General features: G+C 71.6%; 14 protein-coding genes. 4 read left to right on the top strand and 10 right to left on the bottom strand.

Annotated elements, in window-relative coordinates:
- Positions 1-56: 56 nt before the first annotated feature.
- The 3 genes from ACIP8Z_RS35880 to mscL all read left to right on the top strand — a co-directional run bounded on the left by ACIP8Z_RS35880 (position 57) and on the right by mscL (position 2202).
- Entirely contained in the window at positions 57-902 is an 846-nt protein-coding gene (locus ACIP8Z_RS35880) for an S-methyl-5'-thioadenosine phosphorylase (protein WP_402090900.1), read from the top strand.
- A gap of 124 nt (positions 903-1026) precedes the next feature.
- Positions 1027-1563: a hypothetical protein gene (locus ACIP8Z_RS35875; RefSeq protein ID WP_402090898.1), complete on the top strand. Its 537-nt coding sequence runs from the start codon at positions 1027-1029 to the stop codon at positions 1561-1563.
- 114 nt (positions 1564-1677) lie between these two features.
- A complete protein-coding gene (mscL, locus tag ACIP8Z_RS35870; RefSeq protein ID WP_402090896.1) occupies positions 1678-2202 on the top strand; it encodes a large conductance mechanosensitive channel protein MscL in 525 nt (174 codons plus the stop codon).
- A gap of 19 nt (positions 2203-2221) precedes the next feature.
- Here mscL and ACIP8Z_RS35865 read toward each other — a convergent pair whose 3' ends face one another.
- The 10 genes from ACIP8Z_RS35865 to ACIP8Z_RS35820 form a co-directional block, all read right to left on the bottom strand.
- Positions 2222-2443 (bottom strand): hypothetical protein, encoded by a 222-nt coding sequence (locus ACIP8Z_RS35865; RefSeq protein WP_383581436.1) that lies wholly within the window; start codon positions 2441-2443, stop codon positions 2222-2224.
- A 72-nt stretch (positions 2444-2515) separates the two neighbouring features.
- Positions 2516-2902 carry a hypothetical protein gene (locus tag ACIP8Z_RS35860; RefSeq protein ID WP_402090894.1) on the bottom strand — a complete coding sequence of 129 codons (387 nt, stop codon included), beginning with the start codon at positions 2900-2902 and terminating at the stop codon, positions 2516-2518.
- The gene (locus tag ACIP8Z_RS35855) at positions 2899-3558 is read right to left on the bottom strand and encodes a Rieske (2Fe-2S) protein (RefSeq protein WP_402090892.1); all 660 of its coding nucleotides are present in this window, start codon (positions 3556-3558) and stop codon (positions 2899-2901) included. The genes ACIP8Z_RS35860 and ACIP8Z_RS35855 overlap by 4 nt, the downstream gene beginning before the upstream one ends.
- Positions 3555-4154 carry a 4Fe-4S dicluster domain-containing protein gene (locus tag ACIP8Z_RS35850; protein WP_383855966.1) on the bottom strand — a complete coding sequence of 200 codons (600 nt, stop codon included), beginning with the start codon at positions 4152-4154 and terminating at the stop codon, positions 3555-3557. The genes ACIP8Z_RS35855 and ACIP8Z_RS35850 overlap by 4 nt, the downstream gene beginning before the upstream one ends.
- A gap of 7 nt (positions 4155-4161) precedes the next feature.
- The gene (locus ACIP8Z_RS35845) at positions 4162-6474 is read right to left on the bottom strand and encodes a molybdopterin oxidoreductase family protein (protein ID WP_402090890.1); all 2313 of its coding nucleotides are present in this window, start codon (positions 6472-6474) and stop codon (positions 4162-4164) included.
- Positions 6471-7490, bottom strand: a complete 1020-nt coding sequence (locus ACIP8Z_RS35840) for an MFS transporter (protein ID WP_402090919.1) — start codon at positions 7488-7490, stop codon at positions 6471-6473. The genes ACIP8Z_RS35845 and ACIP8Z_RS35840 overlap by 4 nt, the downstream gene beginning before the upstream one ends.
- Positions 7491-7701: 211 nt before the next feature.
- Positions 7702-8499 carry a pyruvate formate-lyase-activating protein gene (pflA, locus tag ACIP8Z_RS35835; RefSeq protein ID WP_402090889.1) on the bottom strand — a complete coding sequence of 266 codons (798 nt, stop codon included), beginning with the start codon at positions 8497-8499 and terminating at the stop codon, positions 7702-7704.
- 94 nt (positions 8500-8593) lie between these two features.
- Positions 8594-10873: a formate C-acetyltransferase gene (pflB, locus tag ACIP8Z_RS35830; protein WP_402090887.1), complete on the bottom strand. Its 2280-nt coding sequence runs from the start codon at positions 10871-10873 to the stop codon at positions 8594-8596.
- 157 nt (positions 10874-11030) lie between these two features.
- Entirely contained in the window at positions 11031-12452 is a 1422-nt protein-coding gene (locus ACIP8Z_RS35825) for an MFS transporter (RefSeq protein ID WP_402090885.1), read from the bottom strand.
- Positions 12453-12582: 130 nt separating this feature from the next.
- Positions 12583-15435, bottom strand: coding sequence for an FAD-dependent oxidoreductase (locus ACIP8Z_RS35820; protein ID WP_402090883.1), 2853 nt, complete (start codon positions 15433-15435; stop codon positions 12583-12585).
- 337 nt (positions 15436-15772) lie between these two features.
- Here ACIP8Z_RS35820 and ACIP8Z_RS35815 point away from each other — a divergent pair, with 337 nt between their 5' ends.
- Positions 15773-16501, top strand: coding sequence for a sirohydrochlorin chelatase (locus ACIP8Z_RS35815; RefSeq protein ID WP_402090882.1), 729 nt, complete (start codon positions 15773-15775; stop codon positions 16499-16501).
- The last annotated feature ends 10 nt before the right edge of the window (positions 16502-16511 follow it).

The raw sequence follows: 16511 nt of genomic DNA, 5'->3' as shown, positions 1-16511 counted from the left end.
CGTCGTTCGCGACGGGGCCCTCGGCGTTCCTCCGCGCCCCGCATAGGGTGATCGCCATGGCGAACCAAGGCGCGTACGCGGACATCGGCGTGATCGGCGGCTCCGGCTTCTACTCCTTCCTGGAGGACGTCACGGAGGTGTCCGTCGACACCCCGTACGGCAGTCCCAGCGACTCCCTCTTCCTCGGCGAGATCGCCGGCCGGCAGGTCGCCTTCCTCCCCCGCCACGGCCGGAGCCACAGCGTCCCGCCGCACCGCATCAACTACCGCGCCAACCTCTGGGCCCTGCGCTCCGTGGGCGTCCGGCAGATCCTCGGGCCCTGCGCGGTCGGCGGACTGCGCGAGGAGTACGGGCCGGGCACCCTCGTCGTCCCGGACCAGCTCGTCGACCGTACGAAGGCCCGCGCGCAGACCTACTTCGACGGGGAGCGGCGGGCCGACGGGGCCGTGCCGCGCGTCGTCCATGTGACCTTCGCCGACCCGTACTGCCCGGACGGGCGGCGGGTCGCCGTCAAGGCCGCCCGGGGGCGGGGCTGGGACCCCGTCGACGGCGGCACGATGGTCGTGATCGAGGGGCCCCGCTTCTCCACCCGGGCCGAGTCCCGGTGGCACGCGGCGGCCGGCTGGTCGGTCGTCGGCATGACCGGCCACCCCGAGGCCGTCCTCGCCCGTGAGCTGGGCCTCTGCTACACCTCTCTGGCGCTCGTCACCGACCTGGACGCGGGCGCCGAGACCGGCGAGGGCGTCTCCCACACCGAGGTGCTGCGGGTGTTCGGCGAGAACGTGGGACGGCTGCGGGAGGTGCTGTTCGACGCGGTGGGCGCGCTGCCCGCGGCCTTGGACCGGGACTGCCTGTGCACCCACGCGCACGACGGCTGGGACCTGGGGATCGAGCTGCCGTGAACCCCCCGGGAGGGTGAGGGAGTTGTCCACAGGCGGCGGGTGATCCCCAGGCCGGAGCGGGGAATCGGCGCGGGCCGGAGAGTGGGAGCCGATCCCATTCCCGACCAGGACGGCGGCACCCACGATGACCCACCCCTTCCCCTCCCCTGTTCCGGCACCGTGCGTGGTGCCGCCCTTCGAGCCCCTGCGGGTACGGGGCGCCAGGCTCCGGCTCCGCCGGGCGCTGCGCCGGGGGCGCTGGGCCCCCGCCGTGCTCCTGACCCTCGTGGCGGCGGCCCTCGCCGTCGCGGGCGGCGGCCCGCCGCCGGGCGCCGCGGCGGCGCCCCCACCGGGCGACCGGATCGCCCCCACCGCGGCCCGCGCACGGCCGTCCGTCGCCGTCCGTCTGGTGTCCGCTCCGGTACGGATCGCCGACGCCGCGACCGTACGACTGCTGCGCCCCGGTGACCGGGTCGACGTGATCGCCGCGCCCCACTCGCCGCTCGGCGGGGAGGATGAGGCCCGGGTCGTCGCTACGGGCGCCCGAGTGGCCGAAGTTCCGCACCCGGGTGAGACTCGTTCGGACGGAGGGGCGCTCGTCGTCCTGTCCGTGCCGCGGTCGACGGCCGCCGCGCTGGCAGGAGCCGGTGTCACGTCCCAACTGGCGGTGATCCTGTGCTGATTCGCACTGACACCCAGTCAAGTCACCGGTCCGTGTGTACGGACTGGACGGCTCTGTTCCGTTCGCGGCCTAATGGCACCGCACACAGCAGCACAAGCGACGAAAGGCACCTTGGTGGCCGAGAACAAGGAAAGTTTGCTGGCGGGCTTCAAAGCCTTCCTGATGCGTGGCAACGTGATCGACCTGGCCGTGGCCGTCGTCATCGGTGCCGCGTTCACCAACATCGTGAACTCGGTGGTCAAGGGCCTCATCAACCCGGTCGTCGGCGCATTCGGCACGAAGAACCTGGAGAGCTACTCGTCCTGCATCAAGGACTCGTGCGTGGTCGTCGACGGCGAGGTGCAGGGCATCCAGCTCCAGTGGGGCCTGGTCCTCAGCGCGGTCCTCAGCTTCCTGATCACCGCGGCCGTCGTCTACTTCCTGATGGTCCTGCCGATGGCGAAGATCCTCGCGAAGCGCGCGGCGCACGACAAGGCCAAGGAGGGCGTCGCGGAGACCATGGAGATCAGCGAGCTGGAGGTCCTCAAGGAGATCCGCGACCACCTGGTCTCCCAGCGCGGCCCCTCCACGGGAACGGGAACGGGGACGGGCGCGGGTACGGGGTCCGGCGGCGGTTCGGGGACGCACCCCACCCCCTGACCGGCACCTCGTGCCGGTGTCAGAGGTGGTGCGGCGGCTTCTCGTCGAGGAAGCGCGCGAGGTCGGCGGCGCTGTCGCCGCCGGCCGGAGGCCGCTCGCCCCATCCACGGTCCGTGTCGTCCGCGGACTGCTGGTCCAGCGGATCGTCGAAGACGAGTGCCGGCTTCGGACTGTTCTCGGGGCTGGGACGTACGCCGGGCCGCTTCGCGTCTCGCGGTCCGTGGGCGGGGGCGGTGCTCATACCTCAAGGGTACGCCCGTCACCCCGCCCCGAACCTCTCTGATCTGCGTATCTCCGGTATCTCTGACGCCCCTCAGCGGTCCCTCGGGTCGAGCAGCCAGAGGCCGAGCACCACGAGGAACGACAGACAGAGGAAGCCCGCGCCCCACCAGGCGGTGCCGGTGTCGCCGGCCATCCACTCGTCGACGACGATCGTCAGCCCCCAGAGCTGGCCGATGACCACCGTGAGCGCCAGCGTGAGGCGGGCCGTCAGCTTCGAGGAGCGCTCCGGCTCCTGCTCCGTACCGGCCCCCGGCCCCGGCCCGGTGTGGGTGGTCCGCGGGTCGCCGTATCCGCTGGTGGGGCGGATCTGCGGATACCGCTCGTGCACGGGCCGGTTCAGCCGGGGCTGCGCGCTGCCCGGGGTGTACGCCGGAGGTCGGGGGGCCTCCGGGTCGCGGGGGAAGGCGTCCTCGGTCATGTGCGCTCACTCCTCTCCGGCGCCGCGCCCCGCGCGGACGCGCCGGGGCAGCCCAGACGGTCGGCGAGGTCGGGACGGTCGTCGCCGAGCTGGCGGCAGAGGCCCTCGCGGGCGCTCTCGCCCGAGCGGGCCGTGCCGATCGCCCAGACGCTGCCGTCGGCCTCCTCCACGAGCAGCACCTTCGGCAGTCCCCGGGGCGGCGGGCCGGCCGTGACCTCTCCCGTGCGGGCGTCGAAGATGCCTTCGTGGCAGGGGCAGTACAGCTCGCCCTCGCTGCCGCGTTCCTTGCGCCAGAGCACGGCGCAGGCGAGGTGGGTGCAGACGGCGGAGTAGCCGGCGAGGGTGCCGTCCTCCAGGCGGACGGCGACCGCGCGGTCCTCGGAGCCCGGGTAGCGGAAGGCGAGGGACTCGCCGGGCAGGATCACGTCCGCGATCTTCTTCACCTCGGGTGGCCCGTCGCTGTCCCCGTGCCGGTGCAGGATGCCGGAGGCGACGGCGACACCGCCGACGGCGAGGCCGCCGGAGACGGTGGCGACGATCCGCAGATAGTCGCGGCGGGTGGTGAGCGAGTCGGCGGCGATTCGGTCGTGGAGCGCTTCCTGGGCCGCGTCGGAGCGGGAGTCCGGTGTCGGCGGCTGGGGATCGGTGACGCTCAACGGACATCCTTTCCATTGATCTCGACGACGGGAAGGCCGCCGGGGACCGGCCACTGGACCTTGTCGGCGGGGACGACCATCGCCACGCCGGTGGAGACGGTCGTGGAGCCGAAGGTGAAGGAGTCGGCGACCTGGACGCCGGGGCGTTCGGCCTGGAGCTCTTCGAGCGTTCCGTAGAAGAGGGCGCCGGTGGGGCAGACGGTGGCGCACATCGGGGCGAGGCCGTAGGCGGTGCGGTCGTAGCAGAGGTTGCACTTCATCTGGAGCTTCGCCTGGAGGTCGATCTTGGGGACGCCGAACGGGCAGGCGTTGACGCAGTTGGCGCAGCCGATGCAGCGGGTGGTGTCGGCCTGCTGCACGACGCCGTCGGCGGTGACGAGGATCGCGTCGGCGGGGCAGACCTCGGCGCAGGGGGCGACGGGGTCCTCGCAGTGCATGCAGACGGTGGGGAGGGAGGCGACGGAGTGGCCCTCGTCGGGGTAGTCGAGGTGGATCATCGACTTGCCCCGGTGCGAGTCGCACTCGCGGCAGGCGGAGACGCAGGCCTGGCAGCCGATGCAGCGGCCCGGGTCGATGAAGATCGTGCGGCCCATCATGTGCGGGTCAGCTCCTCTCCGCGGTGCCGCGGCCCTGGGGGGAGGTGGGGGGCAGCGGGTCGGTGCGCGAGACCTGGGTCTCCGGGTAGGCCTGGTGGCCCGGTGCGGTGGGTGGGGCGGGGACTTCGTCGATCCGCTCGGCGGCCTCGATGCGGGCGGCGCAGACCTTGTACTCCGGGATCTTGGAGCGGGGGTCGAGGGCGTCGATGGTGAGGGCGTTGGCCGCGGTGGGGACCGGCCAGTGGTACGGGACGAAGACGGTGTCGGGGCGGATGGCCTCGGTGACCAGGGCGGGGAAGACCTCGCTGCCGCGACGGGTGACGACCCGGACGGGGTCGCCGTTGCGGAAGCCGTGGGAGGGGTGGACCTCGACCCAGGGGCGCGGGGTCTGTTCGACGAGGGCGCCCAGGCGGCGGGTCTGGTTGCCGGAGAGGAAGTGGGCGACGGTGCGGCCGGTGGTCAGCGAGAGGGGGAACTCCTCGCTGTACGGGTCCATGGGCGGGTGCCATTCGACGACCTGCATATGGATCTTGCCGTCGGGGTGGTAGGTGCGGCCGTTCTCGAAGAGGCGGGGGGTGCCGGGGTGGTCGGTGCTGGGGCACGGCCAGGCGATGCCGCCGGTCTCCTCCAGGCGCTCGTAGGTGATGCCGTAGTAGTCGTTGACGGTTCCGGCGGAGGCGACGCGGAGTTCCTCGAAGACGGAGCGGGAGTCGGGGAACGCGAACTTGTCGCCGGCGCCTAGCCGGCGGGCGAGTTCACAGATGACCCAGGTGTCGGTGCGGACGCCGGCCGGGGGCTCCTGGGCCTTGTTGTGCTTGACGACCCGGGCCTCGGCGTTGGCCATCACGCCCTCGTCCTCGGCCCACACGGTGACGGGGAAGACCACGTGCGCGTTGGCCGCGGTCTCGGAGAGGAAGAAGTCGAACTGGGCGTGGAACTCGAGGGTGTCGTAGCCGTCCTTGACGGTGGCGTAGTGGGGCAGCGAGACGAAGGGGTTGTTGCAGATGCCGACGAGTCCGCGGATCTCCTTGCGCTGCATCTGCCAGACCATCTCCATCATGGAGGTGCCGGCGGGCGGGAGTTCGGCCTCGTCGATGCCCCAGATCTCGCAGATCTGGCGGCGGTGCTCGGGGTTGGTGATGGAGCGGCCGCCGGGGAGGAGGTCGGACTTCTGGCCGTGCTCGCGGCCGCCCTGGCCGTTGCCCTGGCCGGTGATGGTGCCGTAGCCGGCACCGGGCCTGCCGATGTGTCCGGCGGCGACGCACAGGTTGATGATGCTGAGGCAGTTCTCGACGCCCTGGGAGTGGTGCTCGACGCCGCGGGCGTGCCAGGCCATGGCCCGGTCCGCGCCGGCGAACATGCGGGCGACCTGGACGATCTGCTCCTCGGGGACGCCGCAGATCTCGGCCGACCGGGCCGGCGGGTACGCGGCGACGGTCGCCTTGACCTCCTCCCAGCCGGTGGCGTGGGCGGCGAGGTAGGCCTCGTCGGCGAGGCCCTCGGCGACGACGACATGGAGGACGGCGTTGAAGAACGCGGAGTCGGTGCCCGGCTTGAGGGCGACGTGGAGGTCGGCGGTGCGGGCGATCGCGGTCTCGCGCGGGTCGACGACGATGAGGGTGGCGCCCCGGTCGCGGGCTCCCCACAGGTACTGGGTCATGACGGGGAAGCACTCGCCGACGTTGGACCCGGCGATGAGGAGGCAGTCGGTGAGGAGGATGTCGGAGAAGGGGTTGCCGGCCCGGTCGATGCCGAAGGCGAGCTTGTTGGCCCCGGCGGCGGAGACCATGCAGAGGCGTCCGTTGTAGTCGACGTGCCGTGACCTGAGCGCGACCCGGGCGAACTTGCCGACGAGGTAGGTCTTCTCGGAGTAGAGGCTGGCGCCGCCGAGGAGGCCGAACGCGTCGTTGCCGTACTCGCCCTGGATCCGGCGGATCTCGGCGACGGTGTGGTCGAGGGCCTCGTCCCAGCTGACCTCGCGGAACTCCTCGTCGCGGTTGCGGCGCATGAGGGGCGCGGTGAGCCGGTCGGGGTGGTTGACCTGCTGGTAGGCGTTGATGCCCTTGGGGCAGAGCCGCATCCGGTTGATGTCGTGGTTGCGGGGTTCGACGCCGAAGACCTTGCCGCCGCGGTCGACGCGGAGGTACATGCCGCACTGGACGCCGCAGAAGCAGCAGTGGGTGGGGACGAGGGTCTCGCCGTTCTGGTCGGCGTGCCAGCGGTCGGCGGGGATGCCTCCGGCGTCGCGGAAGTTGCGGGTGCCTGGCGGGGCGAGGGAGGGGTCGAGCGGCAGCGCCCCGTTCGGGTCGGTCGCGGTCACTTGAACCCCTTCTTCACGTGGTCGAGGTAGGCGTTGCCGCGCAGGACGCGCTTGCAGCGGGGGCAGTACTCGGCCCACTCTTCGAAGCCGAGGTCGAGGTCGCGCATGGTGCCCCTGAGGTTCTCCACGTACGGGGCGGTGTCGATGGGCTCGTGGCAGCGGCGGCAGGTGAGCACCTCTTCGTCCTTGCGGCGGGAGGTGTACTTGAAGAGCTGCATGCCGACGGCGGCGGGCCGCTGCACGATGTGGAAGAACTTCCCGAAGGGGATGTAGATGAGGGTGAAGACGACCGACACCATGTGGAGGATCGCGAGGAACTCGTAGCCGCCGCCGTGCAGGAAGATCGACGAGAAGGTGAGCAGCAGCCCGGTCACGGAGATGACGATGAGGGCGATCAGCGGCACCAGGTCGTAGGCGAAGCGCTGGCCGGTGATGGCCCCGCGGTCCTTCATGCGGCGCCAGAGGAAGTAGGCGGCGCCGGCGATGACGAGGACGGCGGCGATGTCGAGGCCGTGGAACATCAGCCAGCCGACGAAGCTGAGGGCGTCGAAGCCGATGATCTTGAGGCCCCAGATCCGCATCTCGTAGCCGGGACCCGAGCCGGTGGAGGAGGTGAAGGTGAACCAGCCCCAGGTGAGGGGGAAGGTGATCGCGGCGGCCAGCAGACAGCCCCAGAAGATGAGCTGGTGGGCGGCCCAGCGGGCGTGCGAGCGGGCGCCGAGGAACTTCTGGAAGCCGAGGTAGGTGGCGATCATCCTCGGCAGCGCGGTGGGCGCGGTGCGGAAGTTCGCGACGGAGAAGAAGGAGCCCCAGCCCTTGTGGAAGAGGCGGCGGGCGCCGGGGGCGGAGATCCAGACGGTGTAGCGGTAGGCGACGCCGAACGCGAGGAAGACCGTGGCGACGGCGTAGGGCAGCAGGGCCGAGTCGAAGTCGCGGAGCAGACGGCTGCCGAAGACGATCGCGAGGATCAGCAGGACGGAGACGACGGTGCCCGCGAGGGTGGCGCGGCGGCGCACGGCGGCCGGGGTCTGCGGAGGGAGGCCGGCGGCCGGATCTCCCGGGGCGGGGCCGTCCGGGGCGGGGCCGTCCGGGGCGGGGGCGCCCGGGGTGGGGTCGCCCGGCGGAGGTGTCGACTCGGCTGTCTGAGGTGGCTCGGTCACGCGGCCACGGTAAGGCCGTACGTGAATATTTGCCCTGTTTTGCGGGGCTGTGGGGTGAGGACGTCGCTCAGACGGCGTTCAGGCCGTGGGCGCGGAAGACCTCACGGACCTCGGCGACCTGACCGGGCGTCGGGGAGGGCGTGTCGTGCAGGGTGAACGGCATGGCGAGTGCCTGCCACTTCGCTTCGCCGAGCTTGTGGAAGGGAAGGATGTCCACGCGGGAGACGTTGCCGAGACCCCCGGCGAAGGCGGCGACTCCCTCCACATCGGCCGGGGCGTCGGTGAGGCCCGGGACGAGGACGTAGCGGACGTGGACCTCCTGGCCGAGGTCGGCGAGACGCCGTGCGAAGTCGAGGGTCGGCGCGAGCGGCCGACCGGTGACCTTCTTGTACGTGGCGGGGTCCCAGGACTTGATGTCGAGCAGGACCAGGTCGGTGTCGCGCAGCAGGGCGTCGGTGGCGCGGACGCCCAGGAAGCCCGAGGTGTCGAGGGCCGTGTGCAGGCCGAGCTCGTGCTTCATCCGGTGCAGCAGCTCGCCGGTGAAGACGGGCTGGAGGAGCGGCTCGCCGCCCGAGACGGTGGCGCCGCCCCCGGCGGCGGAGATGAAGCGGACGTACCTGGCAGCCTCGGCGATCACGTCGTCGGCGGAGGTCCTCCTGCCGTTGCGCATCTTCCAGGTGTCGGGGTTGTGGCAGTAGAGGCAGGTGAGGGGGCAGCCGGAGAGGAAGGTGACGAAGCGGGTGCCGGGGCCGTCGACTCCGATGGACAGGTCCCAGGAGTGGAGCGAGCCCTCGGACGGGCGCCGGGTCGCGGCGGCGGCCGGGGTGGCCGCCGGGGCCGCGGGTGCGAGGGCGAGGCGGGTCATGGCAGGGCCTCCTTCGGAGGGGCCTTCGGATGGTGTCGGTGCGACCCGGGGCCGGGGGTGAGGGCCACCGGCCCCGGGTGCGAGGAGGGGCTGCCTACAGCGAGCCGTGGAAGGTGCGGTTCAGGACGTCGAGCTGCTGCTCGCGGGTGAGCCGGACGAAGTTGACCGCGTATCCGGAGACCCGGATGGTCAGCTGCGGGTAGTTCTCCGGGTGCTCCATGGCGTCCATGAGCGTGTCGCGGTCGAGGACGTTCACGTTCATGTGGAAGCCGTCGACGGCCATGTAGCCGTCGAGGACGCCCGCGAGGTTCGTGATCCGCTCCTCGGGGGTGCGGCCCAGGCCGTCGGGGGTGACCGTGTTGGTCAGCGAGATGCCGTCCTCGGCGTCCTCGTACGGGAGCTTGGAGACCGACAGGGCCGAGGCCACGTAGCCGTGGGTGTCGCGGCCGTTCATCGGGTTGGCGCCCGGGGCGAAGGGCTCGCCGGCGCGGCGCCCGTCGGGGGTGTTGCCGGTCTTCTTGCCGTAGACGACGTTGGAGGTGATGGTCAGGACGGACTGGGTGTGTTCGGCGTTGCGGTAGGTGGGGTGCTTGCGCACCTTCCTCATGAACTCCTCGACCAGCCAGACCGCGATCTCGTCGGCCCGGTCGTCGTTGTTGCCGTAGGCCGGGTAGTCGCCCTCGACGGTGTAGTCGGTGGCCAGGCCGGACGCGTCGCGGTGCACGGTGACCTTCGCGTACTTGATGGCGGCCAGCGAGTCGACGGCCACCGAGAGACCGGCGATGCCGAAGGCCATGGTGCGGCGCACGTCGCGGTCGTGGAGCGCCATCTCGACGCGCTCGTAGGCGTACTTGTCGTGCATGAAGTGGATGACGTTCAGCGCGTGGACGTAGACGTTCGCGAGCCACTCCATCTGCGCGTCGAACCTGGCCATGACCTCGTCGTGGTCGAGGACGTCGGCGGTGATGGCGCCGGTGTCGGGGCCGACCTGGACGCCCGACTTCTCGTCGCGGCCGCCGTTGATCGCGTACAGGAGGGTCTTGGCGAGGTTCACGCGGGCGCCGAAGAACTGCATCTGCTTGCCGACGGGCATCGCGGAGACGCAGCAGGCGATGGCGGTGTCGTCGCCGAAGCGGGGGCGCATCAGCTCGTCCGACTCGTACTGGACGGAGGAGGTGTCGATGGAGACCTTCGCGCAGAACTCCTTGAAGCCCCGCGGGAGCCGCGGCGACCAGAAGACGGTCATGTTCGGCTCGGGGGCCGGGCCGAGGTTGTAGAGGGTCTGGAGGTAGCGGAAGGAGGTCCGGGTGACCAGCGGACGGCCGTCCTCGCCCATGCCGGCGATCGACTCGGTGACCCAGGTCGGGTCGCCGGAGAAGCCCTGGTCGTACTCCGGGGTGCGCAGGAAGCGGACGATGCGGAGCTTGATGATGAAGTCGTCGACGAGCTCCTGGGCCTGCTCCTCGGTGAGGACACCGGCCTCGATGTCCCGCTGGAGGTAGACGTCGAGGAAGGTGGAGGTGCGGCCGAGGGACATCGCGGCGCCGTTCTGCTCCTTCACGGCGGCGAGGTAGGCGAAGTACAGCCACTGGATGGCGTCGCGGCCGGTGACGGCGGGGCCGGAGATGTCGTGGCCGTAGGAGGCGGCCATCGCCTTGAGCTCGCCCAGGGCGCGGATCTGCTCGGCGAGTTCCTCGCGGAGCCGGATGGTCTCCTCGATCGAACGGTGCCCGGCGGGGAGCGAGTTGAGCTCCTCCTTCTCCTCCTGCTTCACCTCGACGAGGCGGTCGACGCCGTAGAGGGCGACACGGCGGTAGTCGCCGATGATCCGACCACGGCCGTAGGCGTCGGGGAGTCCGGTGACGACGCCGGCCCTGCGGGCGGCGCGGATCTCGGGGGTGTACGCGTCGAAGACGCCGGCGTTGTGGGTCTTGCGGTACTCGGTGAAGACCTTCTCGAGCTCCGGGGAGACGGGGTAGCCGTAGGTCTCCAGCGCGCCGGCGACCATGCGCCAGCCGCCGTACGGCATGATCGCGCGCTTCAGCGGGGCGTCGGTCTGGAGGCCGACGATCAGGTCCTTGTCGCGGTCGATGTAACCGGGGGCGTGGGCGGTGATGGTGGACGGCACGTCGTACGAGACGTCGTGGACGCCCTTGGCACGCTCCTCGGGGAACCGGTCCGTGATGGCCTTCCACACGGCGGTGGTCCGCTCGGTGGGTCCGGCCAGGAAGGAGCCGTCGCCCTCGTACGGCGTGTAGTTCTGCTGGATGAAATCGCGGACGTCGACGGCGTCGCGCCACAGTCCGCCCTTGAAGCCCTTCCAGGCCCGCTCGTTCACCGTTGCTTCAGCAGGGGTCGCAGTCACTGCCCGCACCGCCTTCTTCGATTCATTCGATCGCGTTTCTGCCTACCCCCATTGCACCCCTTTTGATCGATCATTCCGGTCGGCGATGGTCACCTCCGGGCGGCCTTAGGTCCCGTTCCGGGTACGCAAAAAGACCCCGCCGCGCGGGGTCTTTTTCCGGAGTCGCTCAGCTGGGGGCCTCGGCGCTCCTGCGGGCGTAGAACCACCAGGTCACGACCACGCAGCTGAGGTAGAAGGCGACGAATCCCCACATCGCGCTGGTCACGGCCACCGAGCCGAACAGGGCCGGGATGAAGAAGAAGCCGTAGGCCGCGATGGCCGAAGTGAATCCGGTGACGGCGCCGGACTCCATTTCCGCCTGCTTCAGCGCCCTGGTGTATTCCGGGGTGCCTTCCGTGAGTCCCTTGAGGTGGGTGCCGCGGAAGATGACCGGGATCTGGCGGAAGGTGGAGCCGTTGCCGATTCCGGAGAAGAAGAACGCGGCGAGGAAGCAGAAGAAGAAGCCGTAGAACGAGCCGCCGTCACTGCCCGAGGGCAGGAAGTTGATCACGCCGATGATCGAGACGGCCATGCCCACGAAGGACAGGATGGTGACCCGGGCGCCGCCCCACTTGTCGGCGATCCAGCCGCCGCCCCAGCGGGCGAGCGCGCCCACGGCGGGGCCCATCCAGGCGTAGGTGGCGATCGAGTAGTCCGGGAACGTGGTCTTGATCAGCATCGGCAGGGCGGCGGCGAAGCCGATGAAGGAGCCGAAGGTGCCGACGTACAGCCAGGTCATCAGCCAGTTGTGCTTGCGCTTGAAGATGATCTTCTGCTGCTTGAAGGGGGTCGAGGCGACCTTCAGGTCGTTCTGCCCGAACCAGGCGACGGCCGCCAGGACCAGGAGGACCGGGACCCAGAGGAACGCGGCGTTCTGCAGGTACACCGGGGTGCCGTCGGCCTTGTGCTGGGCCGAGCCGATGGCGATGGTCGACCAGGTGATCACGATCGGGGTCAGCAGCTGCACGACGGAGACGCCGAGGTTGCCGAGACCGCCGTTGATGCCGGTCGCACTGCCCTTCCTCGCCTTGGGGAAGAAGAAGCCGATGTTGGCGAGGGAGGAGGCGAAGTTCGCGCCGCCGATGCCGCAGAGCGCGGCGATGGCGACCATCACGGCGTACGGGGTCGTCGGGTCCTGGATGGCGATGCCGAGCCAGATCAGCGGCACGATCAGCACGACCGTCGACAGCGCGGTGAAGCGGCGCTGGCCGACCATCGGGCCGAGGAAGGTGTAGAAGATCCGGGCGGTACCGCCGGTCAGACCGGGGACGGCCGTCAGCCAGAACAGCTGGGAGGTCGAGAAGCCGAAGCCGACGTCCTTCAGGTTGGTCGCGGTGACCGACCACACCTGCCAGACGACGAACGCCACGAGCAGCGCCGGCACGGCGATCCACAGGTTGCGGGTGGCGACCTTCCGGCCGATCGACTTCCAGAAGAGCTCGTTCTCCGGCTCCCAGTCGGTGATCGGCCTGCCGGGGCGGTACTGCTCCGTGTCGTACGAGGCGGGGGGCCCGCCCGTCCTTCTGCTGTCCTGGACTACGGAACTCATGGCGCTTCCCTGACTTCCCTGTTCGGGGCTTGCCTTCGAGGCTTTCCTTGCTCTTCCAGGCTGCGCCGCGACACAGGGGGTTCGTGAGTGCCGATGGTCGCCGGACGGGCGGGCGTAGGTCCCCCGTCGGTCAGGCCGTAGGAACCGGCAGGACGGGGAGCGTCACGTCCGGGTCGTCGAGACAGGCACCGGTCCGCAGGTCGAACTCCTGCTTGTGCAGGGGCGACGCCACCACCGGAACCCCGTCCCGGCTGCCCATGATCCCGTTCGCGATGACGTCGGCGCCCGAGAACGGGTCCCGGTTGCCCACCGCGTACACCGCGCCGCCCCCGCCCCGGAACAGCGCCGCCTCGGTACCGTCCGCGAGGACCGCGGCCCGCCCCCGGCCCGGCTCAAGGAACTCCACCCCGGCCACGTGCGGTTCGAAGCGGGCCAGCGCCGCCGGGTCGTCGAGGACGGCCTGCCACTCGTCGCGGTACGCGGCCACGTGCCGCTCCATCTGCGCCTCCAGCTCCGCACAGATCCCCAGCGAGTCCTCGATCAGGACCTCCCTGAGGCGTTCGGTCCCGCCGCCGAGCCGCTCCAGCCACGCCGAGGTGCGTTCGAGACGCTCCCCGGTCCGTACGTAGTACATGAGGAACCGGTCGGTCAGCGCGAACAGCTCGGCGGCCGAGAGGTCGGAGGCGAGCAGATCGGCGTGGCGGGGGTTCGTGCCGCCGTTGCCGCAGACGTACAGGTTCCAACCGCCGGCGGTGGCGATGACGCCGATGTCCTTGCCCCGGGCCTCCGCGCACTCGCGCAGACAACCCGAGACCCCGCCCTTGATCTTGTGCGGGGCGCGCAGGCCCCGGTAGCGGAGCTCCAGATCGATGGCGAGCCGCACCGAGTCGCCCTGCCCGAAGCGGCAGAACCGCGACCCGACACAGGACTTGACCGTGCGCAGGGACTTTCCGTACGCCTGCCCCGACTCGAAACCGGCCGCGATCAGCCGGCGCCAGATGCCGGGGAGCTCCTCCTTCCGCGCTCCGAAGAGGTCGATCCGCTGGCCGCCGGTGATCTTGCTGTAGAGGCCGTGGTCGCGGGCCACCTCGCCGATGACGATGAGCTGCTCGGCGGTGATCTCGCCGCCCGGCACGCGCGGCACGACCGAATAGGTGCCGTCCTTCTGGAGGTTGGCGAGGAAGAGGTCGTTGGAGTCCTGCAGTGCGGCCTGCTCGCCGTCGAGGACGTGACGCAGACCGAGTTCGGGGGCGAGGGTGCCGAGGACGTTGGCGACGACGGGCTTGCAGACGGTACAGCCGACGTCGGCGCTCCCGCCCGCGCCCGCGTTCCCGTTTCCGCCCCCGACCACGCCCGCGTCCGCGCCCACGCCCTCGTCCGCACCCGCACCCGCGCCGCCGGAGCCGTATCGCTCCATCAGTTCGGTGTACGAGCGGATGTGCTCGGTGCGGATCAGTTCGTAGATCTCCGGGCGGGTGAGCTCGGGGAAGTGCTCGCACAGCCCGCGGGACTTCTCCACGCCCGCCGCGTCGAGGACCGCCTGGAGCGTGTGCACACAACCGCCGCAGCCCGTACCGGCCTTGGTGCGGCGCTTGACGCCGCCGATGTCGGCCAGGCCGTGCGCGGCGATCGCTCCGGCCACCGCGCCCTTGGTCACGTTGTGGCAGGAGCAGACGACGGCGTCGTCGGGGAGCGTGTCCGCGCCGGGCGGCTCCGCCCCGGCCGCGCCGGCCGGGAGGAGGAACGCCGCGGGCGGGCCGGGAAGCCGGCGGCCCGCGTGCGGCTTCAGGGAGCCGTACGCCTTGGCGTCGCCGACCAGGATGCCGCCGAGGAGCTGCCCCTCGGGGCCGAGCAGCAGCTTCTTGTAGACGCCCTCGCGCCCGTCCGAGAACACGATCTCGGTGGCCCGCGGCCCGCCGTCCCGCCCGTCCGCGAACGGGTCGCCGAAGGAGGCCACGTCCGCGCCGAGCAGCTTCAGTCTGGTGGACGTGTCGGCGCCCGTGAACACCGTCGCACCGGAGCCCGCGAGCTGGTCGGCGACCACCTCCGCCATCTGGTAGCCGGGCGCGACCAGGCCGTACACCCGCCCGTCGGAGGTCTGCGCGCACTCGCCGATCGCGTACACGTACGGGTCGGTCGTCCGGCAGTGCTCGTCCACCGCCACTCCCCCGCGGTCCCCGACCGCGAGCCCCGCCTCGCGGGCGAGCCGGTCGCGCGGCCGCACCCCGGCGGAGAAGACGACAACGTCGGCGGGGAGCCGCTCACCGTTCGACAGCCTCAGCAGACAGGCCTTCCCGTCGGCGTCCGTCTCGACCTCGGCGGCGCCGACCCCGGTGTGCACGGCCACGCCCATGGACTCGATCGTCGCGCGCAGGGCCGTCGCGCCGCCGTCGTCGACCTGGAGCGGCATGAGCCGGGGCGCGAACTCGACGACGTGCGTGGCGAGTCCGAGGGTACGGAGCGCCCCCGCGGCCTCCAGGCCGAGGAGTCCGCCGCCGATGACGACCCCCGTCCTGGCCCGCTCGGCGTACCGGGTGAGGGCGTCGACGTCGTACAGCGTGCGGTACGTGAAGCAGCCGGGCGCGTCGGCGCCGGGGATCGGCGGTACGAAGGGGTACGAGCCGGTTGCCAGGACCAGCGCGTCGTACGGGACGACCGCGCCGGAGGTGGTGGTGACCGTGCGGGCGGCCGGGTCGAGGTGCTCGGCCGGGTCGCCGAGCCGCAGGTCGATGCCGTGTGCGGAGAGGAACTCGGGTGTGGTGAGACCGAGTTGGTCGGGCTCGGCGCCGGTGAAGACGGAGGACAGGTGCACCCGGTCGTAGGCGGGCACGTCCTCCTCGGCGAGCACGGTGACCCGCCGGCCGGGGCCGCCGGGCACGGCCGGGTCGGCGAGCGCGCCGCGCTCGGCCAGCGCCTCCAGGAGCCGGTGGCCGACCATGCCGTGGCCGATGAGCACGAGGTTCTGCGTCCGCTGGGCGGCCATGACGGTCTCCGTGGGGTGGGGGTCGGGTGCGCGGGACTGGTTCGCGTACGGGTGGCCGGTTCAGGTACAGGCGTTCAGGTACGGGTGACCCCGCTCGCGTACGGATGGCTTCTCCTCCGACCGTAGGGGCGCCGGGCGGGCGTGGCGGGGCCGTGAAGGGCCCGAGGATCCGGGACTTGCGACCCCTCCGCCGGGGCCGAACGGCGCGGCCGCGGGGCGGCGGCGCGGGCTTAACGTGAGTCGGGTGGGGCCGCGACGACGCACGACACCGTCGCGCGGCCCCCGACGGGGCCGGGACACTCCCTGACCGCACGACCGGGGGCGGGTGGAGGTACGGATGACGACACGCGACCTGGTCCTCGCCGTGCACGGGAGCACCGTTCCCGAGGCCGGCGCGACGATCGCCCGCCTCGCCGGCTCCGTAGGTGGACTGACCGCCGCGCCTGTCGCCGTCGGACACCTCGACCACCAGACGCCCTCCCTGCCGTACGTCCTCGCGGACCGGCCCGGTGCGGTCGTCGTGCCGCTGCTCCTCGGCGACGGCTACCACCGCACCGTCGACATCCCGGCCGTCGCCCGCCCCTTCGACTGCGCGGTCACGCGCGGGCTGAGCGGCGAGCACGCGGTGGCCCTCGCCCTGTACGACCGGCTGCGGGCCGCCGAGCGGGCGGCCGGTGGTCCGGCGGACGCGGTCGTCGTCGCCGGCGCGGGCTCGTCCCGGCCCGGCGGCGACGGCGGCACCCTCGCGGCGGTCCGGCAGCTGGGCCTGCTCCTGCCGGTACCGGTGACGGCCGCGTACTGCTCGGCGAGCACCCCGGGCCCGGCCGAGGCGGTCGCGCTGCTGCGCGCCCGCGGCTTCCGCCGGGTCGCGGTGGCCGCCCACCTCCTCGCCCCGGGCCGCTTCACGCGCGCGCTGGCCTCGGTCCCGGACACCTGGGCGGTCGCGGACCCGATCGCCGACCACGCGCGCGTGGCGCGGCTCGTGGCGAGGAGGTACGCGTCGGCGGGGGCGGGGGCTGAGGTTCCGATGCGCGTGGCATGCCTGCGGGAGTGCCTTCCGCTCTGATGTGCTGGGG

The sequence above is a fragment of the Streptomyces sp. NPDC088553 genome, from assembly GCF_044752965.1.
Lineage (GTDB): Bacteria > Actinomycetota > Actinomycetes > Streptomycetales > Streptomycetaceae > Streptomyces.
This window is presented reverse-complemented; position numbering and strand designations above follow the sequence as displayed.